Source organism: Streptomyces sp. NPDC008137, from assembly GCF_042957035.1.
In the GTDB taxonomy this organism is placed as follows: Bacteria; Actinomycetota; Actinomycetes; order Streptomycetales; family Streptomycetaceae; genus Streptomyces.
Window position 1 is genome coordinate 1 of the sequence record NZ_JBIBHN010000007.1, and the last position, 26,041, is coordinate 26,041.

General features: G+C 71.6%; 17 protein-coding genes. 5 read left to right on the top strand and 12 right to left on the bottom strand.

From position 1 onward, the window contains the following. Positions 1 to 712, bottom strand: a 712-nt coding sequence (locus tag ACFZBT_RS13550) for a maltotransferase domain-containing protein (protein ID WP_391102352.1), incomplete at its 3' end; no start/stop codon positions are given. Positions 713 to 927: 215 nt separating this feature from the next. Next, positions 928 to 2,130, bottom strand: a complete 1,203-nt coding sequence (locus tag ACFZBT_RS13555) for a S8 family serine peptidase (RefSeq protein ID WP_391102355.1) — start codon at positions 2,128 to 2,130, stop codon at positions 928 to 930. Between the two features lie 289 nt (positions 2,131 to 2,419). Here ACFZBT_RS13555 and ACFZBT_RS13560 point away from each other — a divergent pair, with 289 nt between their 5' ends. Next, a complete protein-coding gene (locus ACFZBT_RS13560; RefSeq protein WP_391102357.1) occupies positions 2,420 to 5,038 on the top strand; it encodes an alpha-glucan family phosphorylase in 2,619 nt (872 codons plus the stop codon). A gap of 346 nt (positions 5,039 to 5,384) precedes the next feature. Here ACFZBT_RS13560 and ACFZBT_RS13565 read toward each other — a convergent pair whose 3' ends face one another. The 9 genes from ACFZBT_RS13565 to glgX form a co-directional block, all read right to left on the bottom strand. Continuing rightward, positions 5,385 to 5,906, bottom strand: a complete 522-nt coding sequence (locus ACFZBT_RS13565; RefSeq protein WP_391102359.1) for a DUF1990 family protein — start codon at positions 5,904 to 5,906, stop codon at positions 5,385 to 5,387. 68 nt (positions 5,907 to 5,974) lie between these two features. Next, on the bottom strand, positions 5,975 to 7,618 hold the full coding sequence (locus ACFZBT_RS13570; RefSeq protein ID WP_391102361.1) for a M4 family metallopeptidase: 1,644 nt from the start codon (positions 7,616 to 7,618) through the stop codon (positions 5,975 to 5,977). 206 nt (positions 7,619 to 7,824) lie between these two features. Continuing rightward, complete coding sequence (locus ACFZBT_RS13575) at positions 7,825 to 9,906, bottom strand: M4 family metallopeptidase (protein WP_391102364.1); 2,082 nt, start codon at positions 9,904 to 9,906, stop codon at positions 7,825 to 7,827. Positions 9,907 to 10,058: 152 nt separating this feature from the next. Beyond that, positions 10,059 to 11,861: an ABC transporter transmembrane domain-containing protein gene (locus tag ACFZBT_RS13580; protein ID WP_391102366.1), complete on the bottom strand. Its 1,803-nt coding sequence runs from the start codon at positions 11,859 to 11,861 to the stop codon at positions 10,059 to 10,061. Beyond that, positions 11,858 to 13,621, bottom strand: a complete 1,764-nt coding sequence (locus tag ACFZBT_RS13585; RefSeq protein ID WP_391102368.1) for an ABC transporter transmembrane domain-containing protein — start codon at positions 13,619 to 13,621, stop codon at positions 11,858 to 11,860. The genes ACFZBT_RS13580 and ACFZBT_RS13585 overlap by 4 nt, the downstream gene beginning before the upstream one ends. A gap of 22 nt (positions 13,622 to 13,643) precedes the next feature. Continuing rightward, positions 13,644 to 15,506 carry an ATP-binding cassette domain-containing protein gene (locus ACFZBT_RS13590; RefSeq protein ID WP_391102370.1) on the bottom strand — a complete coding sequence of 621 codons (1,863 nt, stop codon included), beginning with the start codon at positions 15,504 to 15,506 and terminating at the stop codon, positions 13,644 to 13,646. Continuing rightward, positions 15,503 to 17,287, bottom strand: coding sequence for an ABC transporter transmembrane domain-containing protein (locus tag ACFZBT_RS13595; protein WP_391102374.1), 1,785 nt, complete (start codon positions 17,285 to 17,287; stop codon positions 15,503 to 15,505). The genes ACFZBT_RS13590 and ACFZBT_RS13595 overlap by 4 nt, the downstream gene beginning before the upstream one ends. Before the next feature lie 113 nt (positions 17,288 to 17,400). Beyond that, positions 17,401 to 18,807 carry a sulfatase-like hydrolase/transferase gene (locus ACFZBT_RS13600; protein WP_391102377.1) on the bottom strand — a complete coding sequence of 469 codons (1,407 nt, stop codon included), beginning with the start codon at positions 18,805 to 18,807 and terminating at the stop codon, positions 17,401 to 17,403. A 170-nt stretch (positions 18,808 to 18,977) separates the two neighbouring features. Further along, positions 18,978 to 21,230: a glycogen debranching protein GlgX gene (gene glgX / locus ACFZBT_RS13605; RefSeq protein ID WP_391102380.1), complete on the bottom strand. Its 2,253-nt coding sequence runs from the start codon at positions 21,228 to 21,230 to the stop codon at positions 18,978 to 18,980. 188 nt (positions 21,231 to 21,418) lie between these two features. Between glgX and ACFZBT_RS13610 the strand changes: the two genes are divergently transcribed. The 4 genes from ACFZBT_RS13610 to ACFZBT_RS13625 all read left to right on the top strand — a co-directional run bounded on the left by ACFZBT_RS13610 (position 21,419) and on the right by ACFZBT_RS13625 (position 25,676). Then, the gene (locus tag ACFZBT_RS13610; RefSeq protein WP_391102382.1) at positions 21,419 to 22,663 is read left to right on the top strand and encodes an Ig-like domain-containing protein; all 1,245 of its coding nucleotides are present in this window, start codon (positions 21,419 to 21,421) and stop codon (positions 22,661 to 22,663) included. Between the two features lie 155 nt (positions 22,664 to 22,818). Continuing rightward, complete coding sequence (locus tag ACFZBT_RS13615) at positions 22,819 to 24,051, top strand: Ig-like domain-containing protein (protein WP_391102384.1); 1,233 nt, start codon at positions 22,819 to 22,821, stop codon at positions 24,049 to 24,051. Between the two features lie 79 nt (positions 24,052 to 24,130). Next, positions 24,131 to 24,898, top strand: a complete 768-nt coding sequence (locus tag ACFZBT_RS13620) for an enoyl-CoA hydratase/isomerase family protein (protein WP_193481824.1) — start codon at positions 24,131 to 24,133, stop codon at positions 24,896 to 24,898. 274 nt (positions 24,899 to 25,172) lie between these two features. Continuing rightward, positions 25,173 to 25,676 carry an ATP-binding protein gene (locus ACFZBT_RS13625; RefSeq protein ID WP_391102388.1) on the top strand — a complete coding sequence of 168 codons (504 nt, stop codon included), beginning with the start codon at positions 25,173 to 25,175 and terminating at the stop codon, positions 25,674 to 25,676. An 85-nt stretch (positions 25,677 to 25,761) separates the two neighbouring features. Here the strand turns inward: ACFZBT_RS13625 and ACFZBT_RS13630 are convergent, their stop codons facing one another. Further along, the gene (locus ACFZBT_RS13630; RefSeq protein WP_391102390.1) at positions 25,762 to 25,974 is read right to left on the bottom strand and encodes a hypothetical protein; all 213 of its coding nucleotides are present in this window, start codon (positions 25,972 to 25,974) and stop codon (positions 25,762 to 25,764) included. Positions 25,975 to 26,041: the final 67 nt, after the last annotated feature.

The following is a 26,041-nucleotide window of genomic DNA, read 5'->3' on the forward strand; positions in this document are numbered from 1 at the left end:
CCCGCTCCACCAGCAGCGGCAGGGGCTCGGAGGTCGTCACCAGGTCCCGCAGCGGATGCCGGGCCAGCACCTCCTCCACCTCCGGCGCCAACGCCCCGGCGAGCCGCGTGGCCGCCGGGCGGCTCTCGTCCCGCAGGGCGTCGACCGCGGCCAGGACCACGCCCCGCAGGCCGTCCTCCTCGGGCACTCCGTCGGCGGCCCGCTCGTACAGGCGCGCGCCCTCCTCCAGGACGACGTCCGTGTCCATGCCGGCCGGGATCTTGATCTGCGCGTGGTGGCGCCAGGTGCCGATCGGGTCGCCCCACGCCTCCACGGTGAACGTCCACAGGCCGGGCTGCCCGGCGGTGACCGTGGCACCCCACCGGTCCGTGCCGGGGGCCAGTTCCCGCAGAGGTGTCCACGGGCCGGGGCGGCCCTCGGGGTCCCTCAGGACGGCGTTGGCGGCCACCGCGTCGTGCCCCTCCCGGAACACGGTCGCCGAGATCTCGAAGGTCTCGCCGGTCACCGCCTTCGCCGGCCGGCGGCCGCGCTGGACGACCGGACGGACATCGAGCACGGGTATGCGCCCGACGGCGGTCGCCTCGCCGGCGGGGGGTGGTTGCGGGACCGGTGGACCGGCGTCGGCCGGGCGCACGGGGGGTGCCCCGCCGCCGGGCGCGCGCGCCCCGGTGCGGCGGGTGGGGGGTGGTGACGAAGGGTGCTTGGCGGGCATGACCGCTCCTGTCCGCGTCAACGTGGGTGGGCGGAGGTCTATGGGGAGGTGGGTCCTGCGTGGTGCTCCTGAGAGGGGTACCCGCAGGAGCCTTCCCACCCTATTCGGGTGGGCAATCCGGCACTTTGTTAACTACTCAGGGGTATGTCGACACACAAGACCGGCCTCGTCCGCGACGGACGAGGCCGGCCCCTGCGTGTGGCTGCTCCTTCGCCCTACGAGTGCGGCACCCGCAGTAACTTGTCCGGCGAACCGATACCCCGGCCGGAGATCTTCCCGGTCGCCGCTCCCGTGGTCAGAGCCCTCCCGACCTGGGACGGAGTCGCTTTCGGATGATCGGCCAGATACAGCGCGGCCGCGCCCGCCGCGTGCGGAGAGGCCATCGAGGTGCCCGAGAACGTGGCCCGCGCGGTGTCGCTCGTGGCGGTGGCGGAGGTGATTTCGACGCCCGGTGCGAAGAGATCGAGGGCCGGACCGTGGTTGGAGAAGGCCGGTTTTGTATCCCCGCGGTCGGTCGCGCCGACCGTGATCGCCTGCTTGACGCCCGCCGGGGAGTACAGCCCGGCAGGCCTGCCGTCGTTGCCCGCGGCGACCGTGTAGCTGACGCCGGAGGCGATGGACGCGCGGACGGCGGCGTCGAGCCGGTCGTTGCGCGGGCCGCCCAGACTGAGGTTGGCGACCGCGGGCTTCCTCGCGTGCCGGGTCACCCAGTCGATCCCGGCGATCACCCGGGCCGTGGTGCCCGCGCCCGCCGCGTCGAGGACGCGTACGGAGACGATCCGGGCCTTGTCGGCGACGCCGTGGGTCCTCCCGGCGACCGTGCCGGCGACGTGCGTGCCGTGGCCGTTGGCGTCCGCCGCGACCTTGTCGTTCCCGACGAAGTCCCAGCCGTGGCCCGCCCGGCCCCCGACGTCCCGGTGGGTGGTCCGGACGCCGGTGTCGATCACGTACACCGTCACCCCGGCACCCGCCGACTCGGGCCGGGTGAAGCTCCGGTCCAGGGGCAGACCCGGCTGGTCGACGCGGTCCAGCCCCCAGGACGCCGGGGTCCGCCGCGTGCCCTCCAGCCGTACGCGGGTGTCCTGGACGACCGAGGCGACCCGCGGGTCGGCGGCGAGCCGTGCGGCCTGTCTCGCGTCCGCCCTGATCGCGTAGCCGTTCAGGACCGTGCCGTAGGTGTGGCTGATGTCCACCCCGTACGTCTCGGCCAGGCTCCTTCCGGCCCCCGACGGTGCCCGCGTGCCCTCCTTCAGTGTCACCAGATAGCTGCCGTGGACGGAGCCGGGTCCTCCGGCGCCGAGTATCCGCCCCTCCGGTACGGCGTGCGCGGGCAGGGTGATGGCCGAAAACACCGCGGCGCAGACCGCAGCGGCCAGGCCCCCCGTCCAGCGCGGGCGCCGTGTACGCGTCCGTGCCATGGTCCGAGTTCCCCTCCTCGACTCGGCGTACGGCGGCAGCGCGGCGCCGCGTGCGGCGGGCTCGGGCCGGTACGCCAGAGGCAGCCTCTCGTGGCGCGTGAAACACCACAAGGACGCCTATGGGGGTGGAATCGGCCATATCCGTGGATGGTGTGGTTCCGGCCGATCGGGGGTCCGGCGGCGGAGCCTCAGCGGCGGCGGCACATCCGCCGGTACTGTCGTAGGAGACGTCGATGAAGCCCTGTGTCACAGCCCTGCGTCAACCTGCGAACGCGCCGAGGTGGAACCCGTGAAGGCGATCCGTCGATTCACCGTCCGACCCGTTCTCCCCGACCCCCTCCGGCCGATCGGCGATCTGGCCCGCAACCTGCGGTGGTCGTGGCACACGGAGACCCGAGATCTGTTCCAGTCCGTCGACCCCGAGCGCTGGGCCGCCTCCGGGTGCGACCCGGTCCGGCTGCTGGGCAGCGTGCCGCCCGCGCGGCTCGCTGACCTGGCCGAGGACCGCCGGTTCCTGCGCCGCCTCGCCGCGGTCGCGGGCGATCTGCACGACTACATGACAGGCGACCGCTGGTACCAGGCCCAGCCCGAGGAACTTCCCGCCGCGGTCGCCTACTTCTCACCCGAGTTCGGCATCACGGCCGCCCTGCCGCAGTACTCCGGCGGCCTCGGCATCCTGGCCGGCGACCATCTGAAGGCCGCCAGCGACCTGGGCGTCCCGCTGATCGGCGTCGGCCTGCTCTACCGGCACGGCTACTTCCGCCAGACCCTCTCCCGGGACGGCTGGCAGCAGGAGCACTACCCCGTCCTCGACCCCAACGAGCTGCCCCTGGTCCTCCTGGAGGAGCCCGACGGCACCCCCGCCCAGGTCGCCCTGGCCCTGCCCGGCGGCAAGCAGCTGCGCGCCCGGATCTGGCTGGCGCAGGTCGGCCGCGTCCCGCTGCTGATGCTGGACTCGGACGTCGAGGAGAACGACCTCGGCGAGCGCGGCGTGACCGACCGGCTCTACGGCGGCGGCAGCGAGCACCGGCTGCTGCAGGAGATGCTGCTGGGGATAGGAGGTGTGCGGGCGGTCCGGACGTACTGCCGGCTGACCGGGCACCCCGCGCCCGAGGTGTTCCACACCAACGAGGGGCACGCCGGGTTCCTCGGTCTGGAGCGGATCGCCGAACTCTGCGCGGCGGGCTCGGACTTCGACGCGGCGCTGGAGGCGGTCCGCTCCGGGACCGTCTTCACCACCCACACCCCCGTCCCGGCCGGCATCGACCGCTTCGACCGCGAGCTGGTGGCCCGCCACTTCGGCCCCGACGCCGAACTGCCCCGCATCGACGTCCAGCGTGTCCTGCGACTCGGCATGGAGACCTACCCCGGCGGGGAGCCCAACCTGTTCAACATGGCCGTGATGGGCCTGCGCCTGGCCCAGCGCGCCAACGGGGTGTCCCTGCTGCACGGCAACGTCAGCCGCGAGATGTTCTCCGGCCTGTGGCCCGGCTTCGACGCCGACGAGGTGCCGATCACGTCCGTGACCAACGGGGTGCACGCGCCCACCTGGGTCGCCCCCGAGGTGTTCCGGCTCGGCGCCCGGCAGATCGGCGTCCAGCGCGCCGAGGACGCGCTGACCGTCGGCGGCTCGGACCGCTGGGACGCGGTGGCGGACATCCCCGACCAGGAGATCTGGGAGCTGCGGCGGGGCCTGCGCGAACAGCTCGTGACCGAGGTGCGGGAGCGGCTGAGGGCCTCCTGGCGGCAGCGCGGGGCCGGTACGGCCGAGCTGGGCTGGATCGACGGCGTGCTCGACCCGGACGTCCTCACGATCGGCTTCGCCCGGCGCGTCCCGTCGTACAAGCGTCTGACGCTGATGCTGCGCGACCGCGACCGGCTGATGGACCTGCTGCTGCACTCGGAGCGGCCGGTCCAGATCGTCGTGGCGGGCAAGGCGCACCCCGCGGACGACGGCGGGAAGCGGCTGGTCCAGGAACTGGTGCGGTTCGCGGACGATCCGCGGGTGCGGCACCGGCTCGTGTTCCTGCCCGACTACGGCATGGGCATGGCGCAGAAGCTGTACCCGGGCTGCGACATCTGGCTGAACAATCCGCTCCGGCCGCTGGAGGCCTGCGGCACGTCCGGGATGAAGGCGGCGCTCAACGGTTGTCTGAATCTGTCCGTCCTCGACGGGTGGTGGGACGAGTGGTTCCAGCCGGACTTCGGCTGGGCCATCCCCACGGCCGACGGTGTCGGGACCGACCCGGACCGCCGCGACGACATAGAGGCCGCGGCGCTGTACGACCTGCTGGAGCAGCGGGTGACGCCCCGCTTCTACGAGCGCGGCCGCAGCGGGCTGCCCGACCGCTGGATCGAGATGGTCCGCCGGACCCTGAGCCTGCTCGGGCCTAAGGTGCTGGCCGGGCGCATGGTCCGCGAGTACGTCGAGCGTCTCTACACGCCGGCGGCGCTCGCGCATCGCTCGATGGGGCCGGATCCCGCGCGTGAGCTCGCCGAGTGGAAGGCGAGGGTGCGGGCCGCCTGGCCGGGGGTCACCGTCGACCATGTGGAGACGTCGGTGTCGGAGGCGCTGGCGGAGCTGGGTACGACGCTGGGGCTTCGGGTGCGGGTCGGGCTCGGGGATCTCGGGCCTGATGATGTCGAGGTTCAGGTGGTGTCGGGGCGGGTGGACGAGGAGGACCGGATCGGGGACGCGGCGGTTGTTCCTCTGAAGCCGGTCGGGTCCCCCGGGGAGGACGGGCGGTGGGTGTACGAAGGGGCCTTGTCGCTGGATCGGACCGGGCCGTTCGGGTACACGGTGCGGATTCTGCCGGCTCACCGGCTGTTGGCTTCCAGTGCGGAATTGGGCTTGGTGGCCGGGCCTTCTGAGGAGCTGGTCTCGGCTGCGGGGTTGTTGATGCGGTGAGTTCGCCGTCTGCGGGCGCGTGGGGGCTTGTAGCGCAGTTCCCCGCGCCCCTAGGTGCGCGGGTGCGTGGGGGCTGGTCGCGCCCACGCGGCGGAGCCGCAAATAGATGCAGCCTCGCGCCCCTAGGGCCTGTCGTTTGGATCACGCCGCAGACGCGGGGCCTGGCACGCACATCTGCCGCGTTCTCGTCGGTCGCCGACTCCCCCACGCTCGGCTTCGCTCGCGCGGGCGGGGCCCCCATCGCGTCGACTCCCTCCTCCGCCTTGCAGCTGCACGCACCAGGCCCCGCTCACCGGCGTCGAAGAAGTGCTGCCGATTCCCTGCGTTGTGATCCAAACGACAGGCCCTAGGTGCCGTCACCACCCTGTGTTGCGATGTTCCGTAGGACTGTGCCGCAGCGGCGGGCATATGCGTGCTGGAACCCCCTGGTCGCCGGGCCGCCCGCCCTGGCGTACCACTTGGCCGCGCGGCTGAACGCGTTCACCGTCAGCCACACCGTGCCGTCTCCCGTGCGGTCGACCACGAAGGACTCCTCGCCGCTCTCCGGGTGGCCAGGCAAGGTGCCGTAGGCCCAGCCCGCCCGGCGGGGTTCCTCCAGGGTCCAGACCACGCGGCAGGGGGCCTTGATCATGCCGGCGAGGGTGACGGTGACGTCGACGCCGGGGGCGGCCCGTTCCGCGCTCGCGTCGACGCCGACGCCCATGGCCCGGTGCATCTCCCAGGTGAGCACCGCCTCCGAGGCCCGTCGGAAGACCTCCTCGCCCTCCCCGAGGCGGGTGCGCACGTTCATGGGGTGGAAGCCCGGGGGGCAGTAGTGCTCCTCGCGGGTGGCGCCGACATCGGCGTACGTGAAGTCCTCCGAAGACATGGTCCCCAAGAGTAGGGCGATACCCGGACCTGCCTTCGCTCCGGGTACCGCCCTATGTCGCGCTTCGGTCAGCCGACGTTGACCGCGGACCAGGCGGCGGCGACCGCCTTGTACTCGGTGCTGCTCGCGCCGTAGAGCGCCGAGGCCGCGTTCAGGGTCGCCGTGCGGGCCTGCGCGTACTTGGTCGTCGACGTCATGTACGTCGTCAGCGCCTTGTACCAGATCTGCAGCGCCTTGGTGCGGCCGATGCCGGTGACCGTGGAGCCGTTGGAGGTGGGCGAGTTGTAGGTCACGCCGTTGATGGTCTTCGAGCCGCTGCCCTCGGACAGCAGGTAGAAGAAGTGGTTGGCGGGACCGGAGGAGTAGTGGACGTCCAGGCCGCCCAGGCTGGAGGACCAGGCGTCGGCGGAGTCGCCGTCCTTGCTGGGCTTGTCCATGTAGCGCAGCGGGCTGCCGTCGCCGTTGATGTCGATCTCCTCGCCGATGAGGTAGTCACCGACGTCGGAGGAGTTGTTGGCGAAGAACTCGGCGCCCGCGCCGAAGATGTCGCTGGTGGCCTCGTTCAGGCCGCCGGACTCGCCGCTGTAGTTGAGGCCGGCCGTGGCCGACGTCAGGCCGTGGCTCATCTCGTGGGCGGCCACGTCGAGCGAGGTCAGCGGGTTGGTGTTGCCCGAGCCGTCGCCGTAGGTCATGCAGAAGCAGCTGTCCGACCAGAAGGCGTTGACGTAGGCGTTGCCGTAGTGGACACGCGAGTAGGCGGCCTTGCCGTCGTTGCGGATGCCGCTGCGGCCGAAGGTGCTCTTGTAGAAGTCCCAGGTCACCTGGGCGCCGTAGTGCGCGTCGGCGGCGGCGGTCTCCAGGTTGGACGGGTTGCCGGTGCCCCAGACGTCGTCCGCGCCGGAGAAGAGGGTGCCGGTGCCGGAGGTGCCGCGGCCCAGGTTGTACGTCTTGTGGCCGCCGCGGGTGCCGTCCGTCAGGTTGTACGTCGACCCGGACTTGGTGGTCGTGAGGTCGACCTTGCCGCTGTACGTGGTGTTGCCGGTGCCGGTCTCGATGGCCTGGTGCTCGTAGAGCTTCTTGCCGGTGGCGGCGTCGGTGACGACGTGCAGTTCGTTCGGCGTGCCGTCCTCCTGGAGGCCGCCGACGACGGTCTCGTAGGCGAGGACGGGCTTGCCGTCGGCCGCCCAGATCACCTTGCGGGGAGCGGAGTTCGCCTCGGTCTGCTCCGAGCCGGCCGCCTTGGCGAGGGTCACGGCCTGCTTCTCGGCCTTGGCGGCGGCGACCGCCGGCTTGAGGGAGGCGACCTTGACGGTGGCCTTCGTCGCTCTGGTCACGCCCTTGGTCGCACCGGACTTCGACTCGTGCACGACGAGGTCGCCGCCGAGGACGGGCAGGCCCGCGTAGGTGCGCTCGTAGCGCGTGTGGACCGTGCCGTCGACGTCCTTCACGACGTCCTTGACGATCAGCTTCTCCTGTTCGCCGAGGCCTATCTCGTCGGCGGTCTTCGCGGCGTCCGCCTGCTGCTCCTTGACGAGAGCCGTGCGGGCGGGCGCCGAGAGCAGTACGGGGGCGGCGGCGAGGACCGGCTTGGAGGAGGAGTCGGCGGCGACGCTGCTGCCGGAGGTCAGACCGGTGGTGAGCAGGGCGCCGGCGGCGACGGCGGTGGCGATGGCCAGGGTGGTGCGCTTGTGACGCGCGTAGAGGGGGGTCACACGAGCTCCTTGATGTGGGGGAACTGCTGGGGTGCTGTGCGGCGGGTGGGGGAAGAGTGGCACCAGTAGCGTGTGCATGTCAGGAGAAGCGTGTGATGTTGGCCGGAAATCGACGACAGGCCGACGGTTCCGGGCATGTGAAGCGGGCGCCGTCCCGGGGGAGTCGAACCCACCGGGGCGGCGCCCTGACTCAGAGGCCCGCCGGCCTACGGGAAGGTGAGCTTCCAGCTGTTGATGTAGCCGGTGTCGATGGCCGCGTTGTCCTGGACCCGCAGCTGCCAGGTGCCGTTGGCGACCTCGGAGGAGGCGTTCACCGTGTAGGTCTCGTTGATGTTGTCCGCGCTGCCGCCGGTGTTGTAGCCCTTCAGCGTGTACGCCGTGCCGTCGGGGGCGACCAGATCCACCTTGAGGTCACCGATGTAGGTGTGGACGATGTCCACGGCGACCTGGAGGTTGGCGGGCGCGTTGCCCGTCCGGCCGGTGACGGTGACCGGCGAGGTGACCGCCGCGCCCCGGTCCGGGATCGCCACGTCCGCGGCGTTCTCGAAGGACGTACCGCCGCCGCCTCCGTCGCCGGGACGGGTGCCGACGTTGATGCCCGCCCACGCGTGCTGGACCGCCTTGTACTCGGCGCTGTCGGTGCCGTAGAGCTCACCGGTCGCGGCGAGGGTGCCGGTGCGGGCGCCCGCGTAGTTGGTGGTGGACGTGAACTTCGTGGTCAGCGCGCGGAACCAGATCTTCTCCGCCTTGTCCCGGCCGATGCCGGTGACCGGAAGCCCGTCCGAGGTTGCCGAGTTGTACGTGACACCGTTGATGGTCTTGGTGCCGCTGCCCTCCGACAGGAGGTAGAAGAAGTGGTTCGCGGGACCGGACGAGTAGTGCACGTCGATCGACCCGATGCCGGAGTACCAGCTGTCCTTGGACGAGCCGTCCTTGCTCGGCTTGTCCATGTAGCGCAGCGGGGTTCCGTCGCCGTTGATGTCGATCTCCTCGCCGATGAGGTAGTCACCGACGTCGGAGGAGTTGTTCGCGTAGAACTCGACGGTCGCGCCGAAGATGTCGCTGGTGGCCTCGTTCAGACCGCCGGACTCGCCGCTGTAGTTGAGGCCCGCGGTGTTCGACGTCAGACCGTGGGTCATCTCGTGGGCGGCCACGTCGATCGACGTCAGCGGGTTCGCGTTGCCCGAGCCGTCGCCGTACGTCATGCAGAAGCAGCTGTCCGACCAGAAGGCGTTGACGTAGTTGTTGCCGTAGTGGACCCGGGAGTAGGCGCCCACGCCGTCACCGCGGATGCCGCTGCGGCCGTGCACGTTCTTGTAGTAGTCCCAGGTCAGCGCGGCCCCGTAGTGGGCGTCGGCGCCGGCCGACTCCAGGTTGGAGGGGGTGCCGTTGCCCCACACGTCGTCGGGGCCGGAGAAGAGGGTGCCGGTGCCGGAGGTGCCGCGGTTGAGGTTATACGTCTTGTGGTTGCCGCGGGCGCCGTCGGTGAGGTTGTACGTCGACCCGGACTGGGTCGTGGTGAGGTCGACCGTGCCGCTGTAGACCGTGTTGCCGGTCCCGGTCTCGATGGCCTCCCACTCGTACAGCTTGGCGCCGGTGGTGGCGTCGGTGACCACGTGCAGTTCCTGCGGGGTGCCGTCGTGCTGGAAGCCGCCGACGACCGTCTCGTACGCCACGACGGGCTTGCCGCTCGCGGCCCAGATCACCTTGCGGGGCTCGCGGTTGATGTCCGGGTTCTTGGCCTCGTCGGCCTTGCCCGCGGTGAGGGCCTGCTGCCGGGCCTTCGCGACGGACACCGCCGCCTTCGTCGTGGCGGGCTTGATCGCGGCGCGGGTGGCCTTCGTGACGGACGCCGTGGCGTCGGCCTTCGTGCTCTCCACGACCAGGTCGCCGCCGAGGACGGGCAGGCCCGCGTAGGTGCGCTCGTAGCGCGTGTGCACGGTGCCGTCACGGTCCTTCAGGACGTCGCGGACGACCAGCTTCTCCTGGGCGCCGAGGCCCAGGTCCTCGGCGGTCTCGGCCTTGCCGGCGTTCGCCTCCCGGATCAGCGCGGCGCGCTGGGCGGGGGTGAGCTTGATCGATTCCGAGCCCGGCTTCGCCTTGCTCGCGGCCGCCGGAGCCCTGTTCTCCGGGGCCGCGGTGGCGGTACCGGCCTGGACGGCGGTGGCGATCAGCGCGGCGACGCCGGCGAGGGCCACGGCCGCGGTACGGCGAGGGGTGTGGGGAGTGCGTCTGTGGGAGATGCCTCTTCGCGAGGAACTGCTTCTCAACACTGACTCCTTCTGCATGGCCGGGGGTCGCCCGGCCTGGGGAGGTGGAGGTGTTGCAGTGGGGTTTCTGTAGAGCAGTCGTGGGAAGCGTGGCAGGGGAGTGCGCTTTCTGTCAGGACCGCGTCAAGAGTATGGCCGGAAAAGGTTCGTTGACCGGAAGTTCATGTTCGCTATACGGACTCTTTCGGTCCGGACTCTTGTTGTCCGGACCCTTCCCGGCTCTCGGGCAGATCCCCGTGCCAGGAGTGCCACAGGGCCGCGTACGCCCCGCCCGCCGCCACCAGTTCGTCGTGCCTGCCCAGTTCGGTCAGCCGGCCGTCCTCCATCACCGCGACCCGGTCGGCGTCGTGCGCGGTGTGCAGCCGGTGGGCGACGGCGATGACCGTGCGCCCCTCCAGCACGGCGGCCAGGGCGCGTTCGGTGTGCCGGGCGGTCGTCGGGTCGAGCAGGGCGGTCGCCTCGTCCAGGATCAGCGTGTGCGGGTCCGCCAGCACCACCCGGGCCAGGGCGAGTTGCTGGGCCTGCGAGCCGTCGGTGCGGCAACCACCCTGCCCCAGTCGGGTGTCCAGGCCCTCCGGCAGCTCCCGCACCCAGGTGTCGGCGCCGACCACGGCCAGCGCGTCCCACAACTGCGTCGCGCTCGCGGCCGGTTCGGCGATCCGCAGGTTGTCACGGACCGAGCCGAGGAACACATGGTGCTCCTGGGTGACCAGGACGACCTGGCGGCGCAGCCGCTCCGGTCCCAGCCCGACCACGGGCACGCCGCCGACCGTCACCGAGCCGGCGGTCGGCGCGTCGATACCCGCCATCAGCCGGCTCAGCGTGGTCTTTCCGGCCCCGGAGGGCCCGACCAGGGCCAGCCGCTCCCCGGGCCGCACCGTCAGATCGACGCCGTGCAGCACCTCGACGCCGCCGTCGTAGGCGTAGCGCACGCCGGTGACGTCGATGCGGTCGCCGTCCGGATCCGGACCGTCGCTCTCCCCGGGGGCGTGCGGAGCCCGGGCGAGCCCCTCCACCCGGGCGAAGGATGCGCCACCGGCCTGGAGTTGCTCGATCCGTACCAGGACCTCGTCCAGCGGCGCGCTCAACTGGTGCAGATACAGTGCCGCCGCCACCACCGCTCCGAGGCTCATCGCACCGGACGCGTGCAGCGCGCCGCCGGCCACCAGCACTCCGGCGACCGGGAGGATGTACGACGTCTCCATCACCGGGAAGAACACCGAACGCAGGAACAGCGTGTAGAAGCGGGTGCGGCGGGAGGCCTCCAGAGCGTCCCGGCTCGCGGCCGTACGCCGCTCCTGGAGCCCGAACGCCTCCACCGTGCGTGCCCCGGCCGCCGTCGACGCCACGATCTCCGCGACGTCCGAGGTGGCGGCCCCCTCGGCGAGATACCCGTCCCGGGCCCGGCGCAGATACCAGCGCAACGCGATCCAGATCGGCGTCAGCGCCAGCACCCCGAGAGCGCCGAGCAGCGGGTCCATCAGGAACACCGCGGCGACCAGGAAGAGCGCCTGGACCAGGTTGACGAGCAGGACGGGACCCGCGTCGCGCAGGGTGTTTCCGACGGTCGTCACGTCCGCCGTCCCGCGTGCCGTCAGGTCACCGGTGCCGGCCCGCTCCACGACCGAAGCGGGCAGGGTCAGTGCCCGGTCCAAGAACCGCTCCCGCACCCGGGCCAGGGTCCGCTCCCCGAAACGGTGCCCCGCGTACCGGGCCCAGCGGGCCAGCAGTACCTGCGCCAGGGCGCACAGCACGAGGAGCAGGGCCAGCCGGTCCACGGCGGCCGTCCCGCGCCCGGCCCGCACGTCGTCGATCATCCGGCCCAGCAGCCAGGGTCCTGCCAGGCCGACCAGGGCGGTGAGCGCGTTGAGGGCCAGGACGACTCCGAAGGCCCGGGCATCGGCGCGGACGAGGCCGGCCAGGGCGCGCCGGACGTCGGCCCGTTCGGCGACCGGCAGGTGACCGTGGCTCATCGCACGACCTCCTCGGTGTCCCTCGCGACGAGGGCCCGGTAGCCGGGGTTGATGCCGAGCAGTTCGTGGTGGGTGCCGGAGGCTTCGACCTTGCCGTCCTTGAGGTAGTGGACGGTGTCCGAGCGGTCCAGGACGAGGGGGGAGGTGGTGGTCACGACCGTGGTGCGGCCTTCCCTCGCCTTGCGCAGCCGGGCGGCGACCGTGGCCTCGGTGTGGGCGTCGAGGGCCGAGGTGGGCTCGATGGCCAGGAGGATCTCCGGGTCGGTGAGGAGGGCTCTGGCCAGGCGGATGCGTTGGCGCTGGCCGCCGCTGAGGTTTCTGGCCTGGGCGTCCATGGGGGTGTCGAGGCCGTTCGGGAGTGACTGGACGATGTCATCGGCTGCGGCCGCGTGGAGCGCCTTCAGGGGGGCCATGTCGGGTTGTTCGGCGGCCGCGGACGCGTTGTGGCTTGTCGCGCAGTTCCCCGCGCCCCTCAAGCCAGTGCCAGCAGACCCGATCACATCGCGCAGGGCGCCCGCGAACAGGTCGGCTTCGTGGTCGGCCAGCAGGATGTGTTCGCGGATCTGGGAGAGCGCGATGTCGTCCAGACATACTCCGCCCCACGTCGCGTTCGAGGGCACGTATCGGCCGAGGCGGTCCAGGATCGTTGTGGCGTCGGCGGGGTGTTCCCCGACCAGGGCGGTGAGGCGGCCCGGCAGGACCCGTACGCCCGACTCGGGGTCGTACAGGGCCGAGGGTTCGGAAGGCGCGTCCAGCGTGCCCGTGTCGGCCATCGGCTCCAGGCGCAGGAACCGTACGACCCGGCGTGCGCACACCACGCCGCGGCTGATCTGGTAGCCGCACTCGACCAGGAAGGCCACCGGCCACACCAGCACGGCCGCATAGCCGTAGACGGACACCAGCTGACCCACCGTGATGTCGCCCTGCGCCGCGAGCCGGGCCGCGAGCCAGGTCACCACCGCGAGGAACAGGGTCGGCAGCCCGGCCCCCAGTGCCTGCACCCAGCTCGTCACCGCCCCCACGCGATACCCCTGCTCACGCAGCCGCCGTGAGTCCTGCCGGAAGGCGTCCGCCACCAGCCGCTTGCCGCCCAGGCCGGCGAGGACCCGCAGTCCGCCCGCGAGGTCACCGATCCGCGCGGTCAGCACGCCCTGCCGCTCCCGGTACTCCGCCTCCGAGCCCTGCAACCGGCCGAGCAGCGGACCGACCAGCAGCGCGAGCACCGGAATGCCGAGCAGCACGACCAGCGCGACGGCCTTCGAGACCGACACCAGCAGCGCGGCGATCACCAGATACCCCACGACCGCGCCGATCCCGGGCCCGACGACCGTCAGCGACTGGCTGACCGTCTGCACGTCGCCCACGCCGATCGTTACGACCTCCCCGGCGCCCGCCTGCCGCCGCAGCGAGGCGCCGAGCCGTACGGCCTGCCCGACGACCACCTTCACCGTCCGGAAGTTGGCGTCCATCCGCACCCGGGTCATCGTGCGGTGCCGCATGATGCTCAGCCAGGCGTTGAACGCGCCCACAGCGAACAGCGCCCCGCTCCACAGGACCAGGTCCCTCATGTCGCCGGGCTCGAGACCGTCGTCGATCGCCCGGGACATCAGATACGGCGTGGCGGCCAGCAGCACCATCCACACGGTGCCGAACATCGCCCCGGCCGCGCACCGCCAGGGCTGCCGGGTGACCAGCCACCACAGATAGCGGGCACCACCACGGCGGTCGGGTGTACCGGGGTCCTCGTACGCGTCGATCATCCGCCCGCCCTCCGCCGCCGTGCTACGCCAGACTGTCCCGCCAGGCCCGGTGCAGATCGGCGAACCTGCCCGTGCCCGCGACGAGTTCGGCCGGTGCGCCGTCCTCGACGATCTTCCCCTGCTCCATCACCAGCACGCGGTCCGCGATCTCGACGGTCGACAGCCGGTGCGCGATCACGACCGCCGTACGGCCCTTCAGCACCGTCGCCATCGCCCGCTGCACCGCGCGCTCGCCCGGGACGTCCAGCGAGCTGGTCGCCTCGTCGAGGATCAGCACCGCCGGGTCGGCCAGCAACGCCCGCGCGAACGCGACCAGTTGCCGCTGTCCGGCCGAGATGCGGCCGCCGCGCTTGCGTACGTCGGTGTCGTAGCCGTCGGGCAGGGCGCTGATGAAGTCGTGCGCGCCGATCTCCTTCGCGGCCTGCTCCATCTCCGCACGGGTGGCGTCCGGGCGGCCGATCGCGATGTTCTCGGCGACCGTGCCGGAGAACAGGAACGACTCCTGCGTCACCATGACCACCCCGCGCCGCAGCTCGGGCACGGCGAGGTCGCGCAGGTCGACGCCGTCCAGCAGCACCCGGCCCTCGGAGGGGTCGTAGAACCGGGCCAGCAGTTTGGCCAGCGTCGACTTCCCGGCGCCCGTGGAGCCGACGACCGCGACCGTCTGCCCGGCCGGGATCGTGAGGTCGAAGCGGGGCAGCACCTCGCCGCCGGTGCGGTAGCCGAAGCCGACGGCGTCGAAGACGACCTCGCGGCCCGGGTGCTCGCTCGCCAGGGGCGGGAGCGGCCGGGGGTCCGCCGGCTCGGGGACGGACGGGGTCTGGGCGAGCAGCCCGGCGATCTTCTCCAGCGAGGCCGCCGCCGACTGGTACGAGTTGAGGAACATCCCGAGCCGGTCGATCGGGTCGTACAGCCGCCGCAGGTACAGCACGGCCGCCGCCAGCACACCGAGGGCCAGCGTGCCGCCCGCGACCCGGTAGGCGCCCCACAGGACGATCGCCGCGACCGCCGTGTTGGCGACCAGCCGCGAGCCGGTGACGTAGCGGGCCATCTCCAGCAGCGCGTCGCCGTTGGTCCGCTCGTGCCGCTGGTTGAGCAGGCCGAAGTCAGCGTCGTTGACCGCCTCGCGGCGGAAGGCGCGCACCGGCCGGATGCCGTTCATCGTCTCGACGAACTTCACGATGACGGCCGCGATGGCGGTGGACCGCGCCCGGTACACCCGCCCGGCGCGCCGCCGGTACTGCCGCACGAGGGCGTAGAGCGGCACCAGGGACGCCACCGCCACGCCCCCGAGGCCCAGGTCGAGCCAGAGCAGCATCGCCGAGATGTAGACGAAGGACAGGATGACCGTCACGAGCTCTTGCAGGCCCTCGTCGAGCAGTTCGCGCAGCGACTCCACGTCCGCCGTGGAGCGGGAGATGAGCCGGCCCGAGGTGTAGCGCTCGTGGAAGTCGACGCTCAGCGCCTGCGCGTGGCGGAAGATCCGGCCGCGCAGGTCGAGCAGCACGTCCTGGCTGACGCGGGCCGCGGCGGAGACGAACGCCCACTGCAGCCCGCCCGCGGCCAGCGCGCACGCCAGATAGCCGGCGCCCACCGTGATCAGCGGCCCGTGGTCGCCGGCCCGGAACGCCGGTACGGCACGGTCGATGGCGTACGCCACGAGCAGCGGGCCCGCCTGCACGACCGCCTGCTGGAGCAGCAGCAGGATCGTCGTGACCGTGACGCGGGCCTTCAGGGGCGCGAGCAGGGAGCGCAGCAGGGCGGCGGTGGCGCCCGGGGGAGTGGGCAGCAGGTCCTGGTCGAAGGGGTCGCCGGGGGCGGGCGTCCGGTCGGCGGGTTCGTCGTCGGGCTTCCTGTCGGCCGGTGTGCCGGTGGCCGCCGTCATCGTGTGCCCTCCTCTTCCCCTGACATCAGGTGCGCGTACTCGGCGTTCGTCCGCAGCAGTTCGTGGTGGGTGCCGACGGCGGCGATCCGGCCGCCGGACAGCAGCGCGACCCGGTCGGCGAGCAGCACGGTGGAGGGGCGGTGCGCCACGATCAGGGCGGTCGTGTCCGCCAGGACGTGCCGCAGGGCGGCCTCCACGGCGGCCTCGGTGTGCACGTCCAGCGCCGACAGCGGGTCGTCCAGGACGAGGAACTCCGGCCGGCCGACGACGGCCCTGGCCAGCGCGAGACGCTGCCGCTGCCCGCCGGAGAGGCTGAGGCCCTGCTCGCCGACCTGGGTGTCCGTCCCCTGCGGCAGGGCGTGCACGAAGTCGGCCTGCGCGACGGCGAGGGCCCGCTCCAGCTCCGCCGTCCCGGCGGTGCCGTCGGCCCCCATGAGAACGTTGTCGCCGACCGCGGCCGAGAAGAGCGTGGGTTCCTCGAAGGCGACGGCGACCTTGGCGCGCAGGGCTTCCCTGGAGAGGTCCGTGATGTCGACGCCGTCGAGGGTGATGCGGCCCGAGGTCAGTTCGTAGAGGCGGGGGATGAGTGCCGTGAGGGTGGTCTTGCCACTGCCGGTGGAGCCGACCAGGGCCATGGACTCGCCGGGGCGGATGTGGAGGTCGATGCGCTGGAGGACGGGCGGGGACCCGGGCGGGGCGTCGGGGTAGCGGAAGGTGACGCCGTGAAAGCGAAGTCCGCTGTCTCCCAGGGCTGTTGACCGGCCGCCCCCAGTGGGGACCCGGCGCTCCTCCACCTCCTCGTCCATCACCTCGAAGTACCGCTCGGTCGCCGTCGCAGCCTCCTGGCTCATCGCCAGCAGGAATCCGATCGACTCCACCGGCCACCGCAGGGCCAGCGCCGTCGACAGGAAGGCCACCAGCGTGCCCGCCGACAAGCCCCCGTCGGCGACCTGCACGACCCCCACGACCAGCGCCGCGCCGATCGCCATCTCGGGCAGCGTCACGATGACGCCCCAGATCGTCGCCAGCAGCCGCGCCTTGCGCAGTTCCGTGCCGCGCAGTCTCGCCGACAGGTCGCGGAACGCCCGCGCCTGGCTCCGGTGACGTCCGAACCCCTTGATGACACGGATGCCGAGCACGCTCTCCTCGACGACCGTCGTCAAGTCGCCGACCTGGTCCTGCGCGCGGCGCGCCACCGCGGCGTACCGCTTCTCGAACACCACGCAGGTCACCATCACGGGCACGGCGGGCCCGAGGATCACCAGCCCCAGCGTCCAGTCCTGGAGCAGCATGATGATCACGCCGATCACTATCGTCACCCCGTTGACCAGCAGGAACGTCAACGGGAAGGCGAGGAACATACGGAGCAGCATCAGGTCCGTCATCCCCCGGGACAGCAACTGCCCGGAGGCCCACCGGTCGTGGAAGGACACCGGCAGCCGCTGCAGGTGCCGGTACAGATCCGCCCGCATCGACGCCTCGACACGCGCCAGCGGCCGCGCCACCAGCCAGCGCCGCAGCCCGAACAGCAGGGCCTCCGCGAAGCCGAGCAGCAGCAGGAACAGCGCCCCGAGCCACACCCCGGCCGGGTCCCGGCCGGCCACCGGCCCGTCCACCATCCACTTCAGGACGAGCGGGATCACCAGGCCCGTGCTGGAGGCGAGTATCGCCACGAACGCGGCGCTGAACAGCCGTGCCCGCGCGGGCCGCACGTACGGCCACAGGCGCAGCAGCGAGCGCACGGCGGAACGGTTCCGGGCGGGGGCAGATGTGGTGGCCATCAGCAGTGAGCCTACGGACCGCCACTGACACTGCCCACCGAGTTTCCTCCGAGCCCGGGTCCGCCCTTGGTCCTACGACCTGGGCGTTCGGCCTGCGAGCGAGGCATCCTGGGCTAGCCCGGGTACGGCAGCAGCCCCGCCTCGATCGTCTCCCAGGCCTCCTTCAGCCCGGTGAGCAACTCCGGCTCGCCGGGGGCGAGGTCGGCCTGTTCGCGGGCGTCGGCGGCGAGGTCGTACAGGTGGTCCTTACCGTCGGAGTCCCGGTAGTACTTCCAGCTCCCGCGCCTCAGCGCCCGGTTGCCGCGCACCCGCCAGAACAGGTCCCTCTCGGGAAGCCGTTGGCCCCGCAGCAGGTACCCGGCGAGGCTTGTGCCGTCCAGCGGATACGCCGGGTCGGGCCGGGCTCCGGCCAGTTCCAGCAGGGTGGCGGTCCAGTCGGGGGAGAAGTTCGGCTCGTGGCTGACCTGGCGGCCGTCGATCCGGGCGGGCCAGCGCAGGATCGTGGGCACCCGGATGCCGCCCTCCTGGAGGGAGAACTTCTGGCCGCTGAGGGGCCACAGGTACGACCAGCGCTCGCCGCCGTTGTCGCTGGCGAACAGCACGACGGTGTTCTCCTCCTGCCCGGAGCGGCGCAGGGCGGCGAGTACCTCGCCGACGGCCGCGTCCAGGCTCTGAACCATCTGGGTGTACTTCGCGACCGACCCGCCGTCGTAGTGGTTCAGGGCCTTGCTCACCTCGGCCTGTGACGTCGCCGCCCGGATCTTCTCCGCGATCTCGGCGCCGGTCTCCTCGTCGCCCTCGGCGAGCCAGGGCCAGTGCGGGGTGGTGTAGTTGAGGTTGAGCAGCCAGGGCCGGTCGTGATCGCGGCCGACGTACTCGACGGCCCGTTCCGTCAGCACCGTCGTGTAGTACCGCAGGTCCTTGTACTCGGCGTCCCCCTCGTAGAGGTCGTGGTCGCCGAGCTGGCCGAGCTTGGAGAAGTACTCCAGCACGCCCCCGCGATTGCCGAAGAACTCGTCCCAGCCGGACTTGGTGGGGCTGTAGTCGGGCAGCCAGCCGCAGTGCCACTTGCCGATGAGCGCGGTGGCGTAGCCGGCCTTCTTCAACAGGGAGGCCAGGGTGGGATGGTTCGGGTCCAGGCCCTGCGACCGGTCGGCGATCGGCTCGGCGAGGCCGCCCTTGGTACGGCCGGGATAGCGCCCGGTGTAGAGGCTGAACCGGGTCGGGGAGCAGGTGGAGGAGCCGGAGTAGGCGTCCGTGAAGCGCACGCCCTGGCGGGCCAGCCGGTCCAGGTTCGGCGTCCTGATGTGCGGGGCGCCGTAGGAGGACAGGTCGGCCCAGCCGAGGTCGTCGCCCAGGATGACGAGGACGTTGGGGCGGCGGCCGGAGGTGCCACCAGGGCGGGCCCGGAACGGCCGCTCGGCGGGGACGGCTTCGGCAACGGCGGCTGTACCGGCGACGGCACCCACGGCACCACCGCCGACGAAGGCACCAAGGGCACGACGGGATATTTCAGGCATGCGAAGGTCCTGGAAGTTGCTGGAGAGGCTGAGGGGAGAGGCCGCGGCTCGGAATGGACGCTGCCAGCGGTCCGACGAGGTGGCAAGAAGATCCCCACCGAGTTCACGGACCCGCAACGCCCCGCAACACCCTGCAACAATGCGGCAGCCTTACCAGGCGAAACGATGCCTCAGCCCGCCACCCGCAGCAGCAGTACCGCCCGCGCCGGCATCGTGATCTCCGTCCCCGCCGGATGCTCCACGCCCGGTGCCTCCCCCTGCTCCTCCAGGCTCGTGTCGACGACGACCTCGTACCGCTCCGCCCAGGGCGGCCCCGGCAGTTCGAAACGCACCGGCGCCTCGCCCGCGTGCAGCACGGCGAGGAAACTGTCGTCGAGGATCTGCGCCCCGCGCTCGTCGCGGCCGGGGATGTCCCGGCCGGACAGGTACATCCCCAGCGTGGCGGCGGGCGCGTACCAGTCCTGCTCCGTCATCTCGGTGCCCCGGGACGTGAACCAGGCCAGGTCGCGCAGCCCGTCCGCGGTCTGCGCCCGGCCCGAGAAGAACGCCCGGCGCCTGAGCACCGGGTGCCGGTGGCGCAGCGCGATCAGCCGGGAGGTCAGCTCGAACAGGGCGTGCCACCCGGGGTCCTCCAGCAGCCCCCAGTCCACCCAGCTGATCTCGTTGTCCTGGCAGTACGCGTTGTTGTTGCCGCGCTGGGTGCGGCCCAGCTCGTCGCCCGCGACCAGCATCGGCACACCGGTGGACAGCAGCAGCGTGGTCAGCAGGTTCCGCAACTGCCGGCGCCGCAGGGCCCTGATCCCCTCGTCGTCCGTCTCGCCCTCGGTGCCGCAGCTCCAGGCCCGGTTGTCGTTCGTGCCGTCGCGATTGCCCTCGCCGTTGGCCTCGTTGTGCTTGCGCTCGTACGACACCAGGTCGCGCAGGGTGAAGCCGTCGTGCGCGGTGACGAAGTTGACGGACGCGTACGGCCTGCGCCCGCCCCAGGCGTACAGGTCGCTGGAGCCCGACAGCCGGTAGCCCATCTCCCGTACGTCGGGCAGCGCGTGCCGCCAGAAGTCCCGTACGGCGTCGCGGTACCGGTCGTTCCACTCCGTCCACAGCGGCGGGAACGCCCCCACCTGGTAGCCGCCCGACCCCACGTCCCACGGCTCGGCGATCAGCTTCACCCGGCGCAGCACCGGATCCTGGGCGATGACCGCCAGGAACGGGGAGAGCATGTCGACGTCGTGCATCGAGCGGGCCAGCGCCGCCGCCAGGTCGAAGCGGAAGCCGTCCACGCCCATCTCCGTCACCCAGTACCGCAGCGAGTCCGTGATCAGGCGCAGCACCTGCGGCTGGACCACGTGCAGGGTGTTGCCGCACCCGGTGTAGTCGGCGTAGCGGCGGGGGTCGTCCTGGAGGCGGTAGTAGCCGCGGTTGTCGATGCCCTTCAGGGACAGTGTCGGGCCGAGTTCGCCCGCCTCCGCCGTGTGGTTGTAGACCACGTCGAGGATGACCTCGATCCCGGCCGCGTGCAGGGCGCGCACCATGCGCTTGAACTCGCCGACCTGCTCGCCCCGCGTCCCGGAGGCCGCGTAGCCGGCGTGCGGGGCGAAGTAGCCGATGGAGTTGTAGCCCCAGTAGTTCGCGAGGCCTCTGCGCAGCAGATGGTCCTCGTGCGCGAACTGGTGCACCGGCAGCAGCTCCACCGCCGTCACGCCCAGCTTCACCAGGTGCTCGATCGCGGCCGGGTGCGCGAGCCCCGCGTAGGTGCCGCGCAGTTCCTCGGGGATGCCCGGGTGCAGCCGGGTGAAGCCCTTGACGTGCAGCTCGTAGATCACCGAGTCCGCCCACGGGGTCTTCGGGCGGCGGTCGTCGGCCCAGTCGTCGTCATCGTGGACGACGACGCCCTTGGGTACGTACGGCGCCGAGTCCCGGTCGTCGCGCACGGTGTCGGCGACGTACTGCTGCGGCCAGTCGCGCACGTGCCCGTACACCTCGGGCGGCAGCCGGAAGTCTCCGTCCACCGCCCGCGCGTACGGGTCGAGCAGCAGCTTCGCCGGATTCCAGCGGGCGCCGGTCCACGGGTCCCAGCGGCCGTGCACCCGGTAGCCGTAGCGCTGTCCGGGCAGCACGCCCGGCACGAAGCCGTGCCAGATCTCGTGCGTCAGCTCGGTCAGCCGGGCCCGCGACTCCTTGCCGGCCTCGTCGAAGAGGCACAGCTCGACCCCCTCCGCCCCGGCCGCCCACAACGCGAAGTTGGTCCCCGCCACCCCGTCCGGGCCGACCCGGAACCGGGCGCCCAGCGGCGTCGCCGCGCCCGGCCAGGCGGGCACCGTGGGCGGCGGCGCGGGCCGCCGTACGCCGTTCGCGGCGGCGGCCTGGCGCCCGTTCCCGGTGGCCTGATGGCCGGCCACCGCCTCCTGCTCGGCTGCGCTGGACACCTGTCAGCCTCCCGCGGCTCGTGGAACGACGGGGGACAGAGGGGTGCGGACCTGTACTGCGGCCCGGGCCGCGGCTCCCCTGCGCGTCGTCCTCCCCACTGTTCTGCCCAGAGCATGGGTCGCACTCACGTTTCCCCGGGGGCGGGCATGGTCGTTTCCCGGGGACGCGGCCGGTCGTTGGGTACCCCGTGAGGCACGTACAAGGGCGCGCGCGGCGCGCGAGGGCCGCGCTGGCCGCCGTAGTGACATGGGCAGGGCTGCTGGCCGGGGCCACGGGCTGTACCTCGGACGACGCGGGCGGGATCGCCGGGGCGTTCGGCGCGCCCCCGGCGCCCGAGGACGTCATCAAGGTGTCGCCCGACGACGGCAGCAGGGGCGTGCGCCCCGGCAGGACGCTGCGGGTGCGCGTGCCCGACGGCAGGCTGGAGTCGGTGAAGGTCACCAGGTCCCAGGACGCGCAGGAGTCCCCGGTGCCCGGGCGGGTCTCCGCCGACGGCCTGACCTGGGAGCCCGAGGAGAAGCGGCTGGCGCTCGCCGCCGAGTACACGGTCGACGCGGTGGCCGTGGACGGCGACGGCCACCGCTCGGCCCGGCACACCACCTTCACGACGTACGTCCCCGAGGAACGCTTCATCGGCTACGTCGCCCCGGAGAACCGCGCCACGGTCGGCACCGGCATGATCGTCTCCCTGGAGTTCAACCGGGAGATCGCCGACCGAGCCGTCGTCGAACGCGCGGTGCGGGTCACCTCCCGCCCGGCCGTCGAGATCCGCCCGCACTGGTTCGGCCGCAGCCGCCTCGACTTCCGCCCCGAGGACTACTGGAAGCCCGGCACCCAGGTCACCGTCGACCTGCGCCTGCGCGACGTCGAGGGCGCGCCCGGCGTATACGGCCTGCAGCACAAGACGTTCTCCTTCACGGTCGGCCGAGGCCAGGTCTCCGTGGTCGACGCCGCCCGGCACACCATGGAGGTCCGGCGCGACGGGGAGACCCTCGCCACCGTGCCGGTCACGGCCGGCGCCCCCGAGACGACCACGTACAACGGGAAGATGGTGGTGACCGAGATGCTCGACGTCACCCGGATGAACGGCGCCACGGTCGGCTTCAAGAAGCGCGACGGCAAGGGCGAGTACGACATCCCGGACGTCCCGCACGCCATGCGCCTGACCGACTCCGGCACCTTCCTGCACGGCAACTACTGGGCGGACCACACCGTCTTCGGGCGGAGCAACGTCTCTCACGGCTGCATCGGGCTGCGCGATGTGAAGGGCGGCGGCTCGGACACCCCGGCCGGCTGGTTCTTCGACCGCAGTCTGGTCGGGGACGTCGTCGAGGTCGTCAACAGCAAGGACAAAGAGGTCTCTCCCGACAATGGCCTCGGAGGCTGGAACATGGCCTGGAAGGCATGGAAAGCGGGCAGCGCGGTGAAGTAGTCCGACAGGGGGCGGATCGACCCGGCGTTCCGTTGGGACGGAACAGTGACAATCACGGGCCGCCGGTGCCCGTCGCCTTGTGGTTACTATGCGCCGGGGCGCGGGGGACGCGCAGGGGTTGTGGGCCTGACCAGGCCCGGGGAGGGGAGTACGACTTGAACGGGCGACCGATATCGGGGGCGTCGGTGGGGGGCAGGCACGGACTGCTCGCGCTGATACTCGGCTCGCTGCTTCTCGCCGTCACGGCGTGTGGCGGCGGGGAGAGCGGAGCCGGTGCCGGCGGGGGCGACGGCACCGGCAAGGGCTCGGACAGCGCGCAGAGCAAACAGTCCGAGGCCATGGTGAGCATCACGCCCAAGGACGGCGCCAAGTCCGTCGACACCAGCGGGAAGCTGAAGGTCACGGCCGCCAAGGGCAAGCTGACCGAGGTCGAGGTCAAGGACGCCAAGGGCAAGAAGGTCGACGGCGAGATATCCGGCGACGGCGCCACCTGGACGCCGTCCATCCATCTGGCCGCCGCCACCAAGTACACGGTCCACGCGGTGGCCAAGGACTCCGAGGGGCGCACCGCCGCCGAGGACGCGGGCTTCACCACGCTGACGCCGGAGAACACCTTCACCGGCACCTTCACCCCCGAGGACGGTTCGAAGGTCGGCGTCGGGATGCCGTTCTCCATCCGCTTCGACCGGGGCATCACCAACCCGGAGGACGTCGAGAAGGCCATCCGCGTCAAGACGGAACCGGCCGTGGACGTCGAGGGCCACTGGTTCGGCAACGACCGTCTCGACTTCCGCCCCGAGAAGTACTGGAAGCCCGGCACCAAGGTGACCGTCGACCTGAACCTCGACGGCGTCGAGGGACGCTCCGGCGTCTACGGCGAGCAGGACAAGACGGTCGACTTCACCATCGGCCGCAACCAGGTCTCCGTCGTGGACGCCAAGAAGCTCACGATGAAGGTCATGCGCGACGGCAAGCTGTTCAAGACCATCCCGGTCACCACCGGCAAGCCCGGCATGGAGACCTGGAACGGCCAGATGGTCGTCAGCGAGATGCTCCCCGTGACCCGGATGAACGGCGAGACCGTCGGCTACGGCGGCGAGTACGACATCAAGGACGTCCCGCACGCCATCCGCCTCACCACCTCCGGCACCTTCCTGCACGGCAACTACTGGGCGGGCGGCGCCTTCGGCGAGTACAACGCCAGCCACGGCTGCATCGGCCTGCGCGACGTGCGCGGCGGCTGGGACAAGAAGGTGCCGGCCGCCTGGTTCTTCAACCACTCGATGATCGGCGACGTGGTGGTCGTCAAGAACTCCGAGGACCGGATCGTCAGCCCGGACAACGGGCTCAACGGCTGGAACATGTCGTGGGAGAAGTGGAAGAAGTAGCTCCACGATGACCTGAAGGGCCCCGGTGTGACGGACCGCACCGGGGCCTTCGGCGTTAGTCCTGGTTAACCTGCTGCCCATGACCGTCTCTCTCGAAGTCGCTGAAGGCGTCGGCACGCTCCGACTCGACCGCCCGCCCATGAACGCGCTGGACATCGCCACCCAGGACCGGCTGAAGGAACTCGCCGAGGAGGCCACGCGCCGCGACGACGTGCGGGCCGTGGTGGTCTACGGCGGCGAGAAGGTGTTCGCGGCCGGCGCGGACATCAAGGAGATGCAGGCGATGGACCACACAGCGATGGTCCTGCGCGCCCGCGCCCTGCAGGACTCCTTCACGGCCGTGGCCCGGATCCCCAAGCCGGTCGTCGCGGCCGTCACGGGCTACGCGCTCGGCGGCGGCTGCGAACTCGCGCTGTGCGCGGACTACCGCATCGCCGGTGAGAACGCCAAGCTCGGCCAGCCCGAGATCCTGCTCGGTCTGATCCCCGGCGCGGGCGGCACCCAGCGCCTGGCCCGCCTGGTCGGCCCCTCCAAGGCCAAGGACCTGATCTTCACCGGCCGGATGGTGAAGGCCGACGAGGCGCGGGAGATCGGCCTGGTGGACCGGGTCGTGCCCGCCGACGAGGTGTACGCGCAGGCGCACGCCTGGGCCGCCAAGCTGGCACAGGGCCCGGCGCTCGCGCTGCGCGCCGCCAAGGAGGCCATCGACGCCGGCCTGGAGACGGACATCGAGACGGGCCTGACCATCGAACGCAACTGGTTCGCGGGCCTGTTCGCCACCGAGGACCGCGAGCGCGGCATGCGCAGCTTCGTGGAGGAGGGGCCGGGCAAGGCCAAGTTCCTCTGAACACCCCTCCAGGGGCTTGCAATTGACACGACGTCTGATCCGGGTCCCTCGATGGGGCGGTTTATGCCGGCCTTAAGGCAGCCTTAAGCGTGTCAGGCCGGTGAGCTTCGCAGCTTGCCCCGAAACAGGTCGTATGCGCAGGTCATACGGGTCGATGAAGGCTCTGAAGTGCCTTTGGCATATGCCGTCCGACTGCCGGTTCGGGGTCCGTTCCGGGGGGTCTATTCCCCGGGAACGGCCCCGTCGGGCGCCCCGGGCGGCCATGATGGGGGGCATGGCGGGGCTGGAGGGTATGGAACAGCCGCGGGGACACGCACATGCGGCCGCGGCGCGCTGGTCGCCGACCGTCGAGGACGAACACGCGCTGAAGGCGCTGGAGTTGTACGGCAACCCGACGGAGGCTGAGGTTCCACTGCCGTCCCGCCCCGAGTCCGCGGCCACCGCCAGACGGCTCACCCAGGTCGTGGTCCTGCGCCACTGGGGACTCACCCCCAAGATCACCGAGGAGGCGGTCCTGCTCGTCTCCGAACTGGTCGGCAACGCCGTACGCCACACCGGCGCCCGGGTCTTCGGGCTGCGTCTGCACCGGCGTCGCGGCTGGATCCGGGTAGAGGTCCGTGACCCCTCCCGGGGGCTGCCCTGCCTGATGCCGGTCCAGGAGATGGACATCAGCGGCCGGGGCCTCTTCCTCGTCGACAAGCTGGCCGACCGCTGGGGGGTCGATCTGCTGCCGCGGGGGAAGACGACGTGGTTCGAGATGCGGGTCGTCGACCGCTGAGCCGAGACGCGGCCGAGACGGTGTCGCCTCGTCGTCGCATGCCGCGACCGCCGGCCCGCCTCGCCGGTGCCGATACCGAGACGCTTCATCCCAACAGGCCCTTGACCGTCGCCACGATCAGCAGGCCGAGCGTCAGCGCTCCGCCGAACGCGGCTCCGCCGCGCAGGAGGGCGGCGCCGAGTGGCGTACCGGACAGCCGTGCGGAGAACGCGACGGTGACACCCACCAGCAGGCCGAACTGGAGCACAACGATCAGCGCGAGGATGACCACAAGCAGATAGGTGACTTCCGCGGACACGACGCCTCCTGGCGGGGTATAAGGCTCTCGACAACGTCGTAACCGAGCCTGGCCGCGTTCGTGTTCA

Coding starts and splice junctions, on each gene's coding strand:
- ACFZBT_RS13625 (WP_391102388.1), top strand. CDS start 25,173: ATGGCGGGGCTGGAGGGTATGGAACAGCCGCGGGGACACGCACATGCG.
- ACFZBT_RS13565 (WP_391102359.1), bottom strand. CDS start 5,906: ATGTCTTCGGAGGACTTCACGTACGCCGATGTCGGCGCCACCCGCGAG.
- ACFZBT_RS13575 (WP_391102364.1), bottom strand. CDS start 9,906: ATGCAGAAGGAGTCAGTGTTGAGAAGCAGTTCCTCGCGAAGAGGCATC.
- ACFZBT_RS13595 (WP_391102374.1), bottom strand. CDS start 17,287: ATGGCCACCACATCTGCCCCCGCCCGGAACCGTTCCGCCGTGCGCTCG.
- ACFZBT_RS13620 (WP_193481824.1), top strand. CDS start 24,131: ATGACCGTCTCTCTCGAAGTCGCTGAAGGCGTCGGCACGCTCCGACTC.
- ACFZBT_RS13585 (WP_391102368.1), bottom strand. CDS start 13,621: ATGATCGACGCGTACGAGGACCCCGGTACACCCGACCGCCGTGGTGGT.
- ACFZBT_RS13600 (WP_391102377.1), bottom strand. CDS start 18,807: ATGCCTGAAATATCCCGTCGTGCCCTTGGTGCCTTCGTCGGCGGTGGT.
- ACFZBT_RS13590 (WP_391102370.1), bottom strand. CDS start 15,506: ATGACGGCGGCCACCGGCACACCGGCCGACAGGAAGCCCGACGACGAA.
- ACFZBT_RS13580 (WP_391102366.1), bottom strand. CDS start 11,861: ATGAGCCACGGTCACCTGCCGGTCGCCGAACGGGCCGACGTCCGGCGC.
- ACFZBT_RS13555 (WP_391102355.1), bottom strand. CDS start 2,130: ATGGCACGGACGCGTACACGGCGCCCGCGCTGGACGGGGGGCCTGGCC.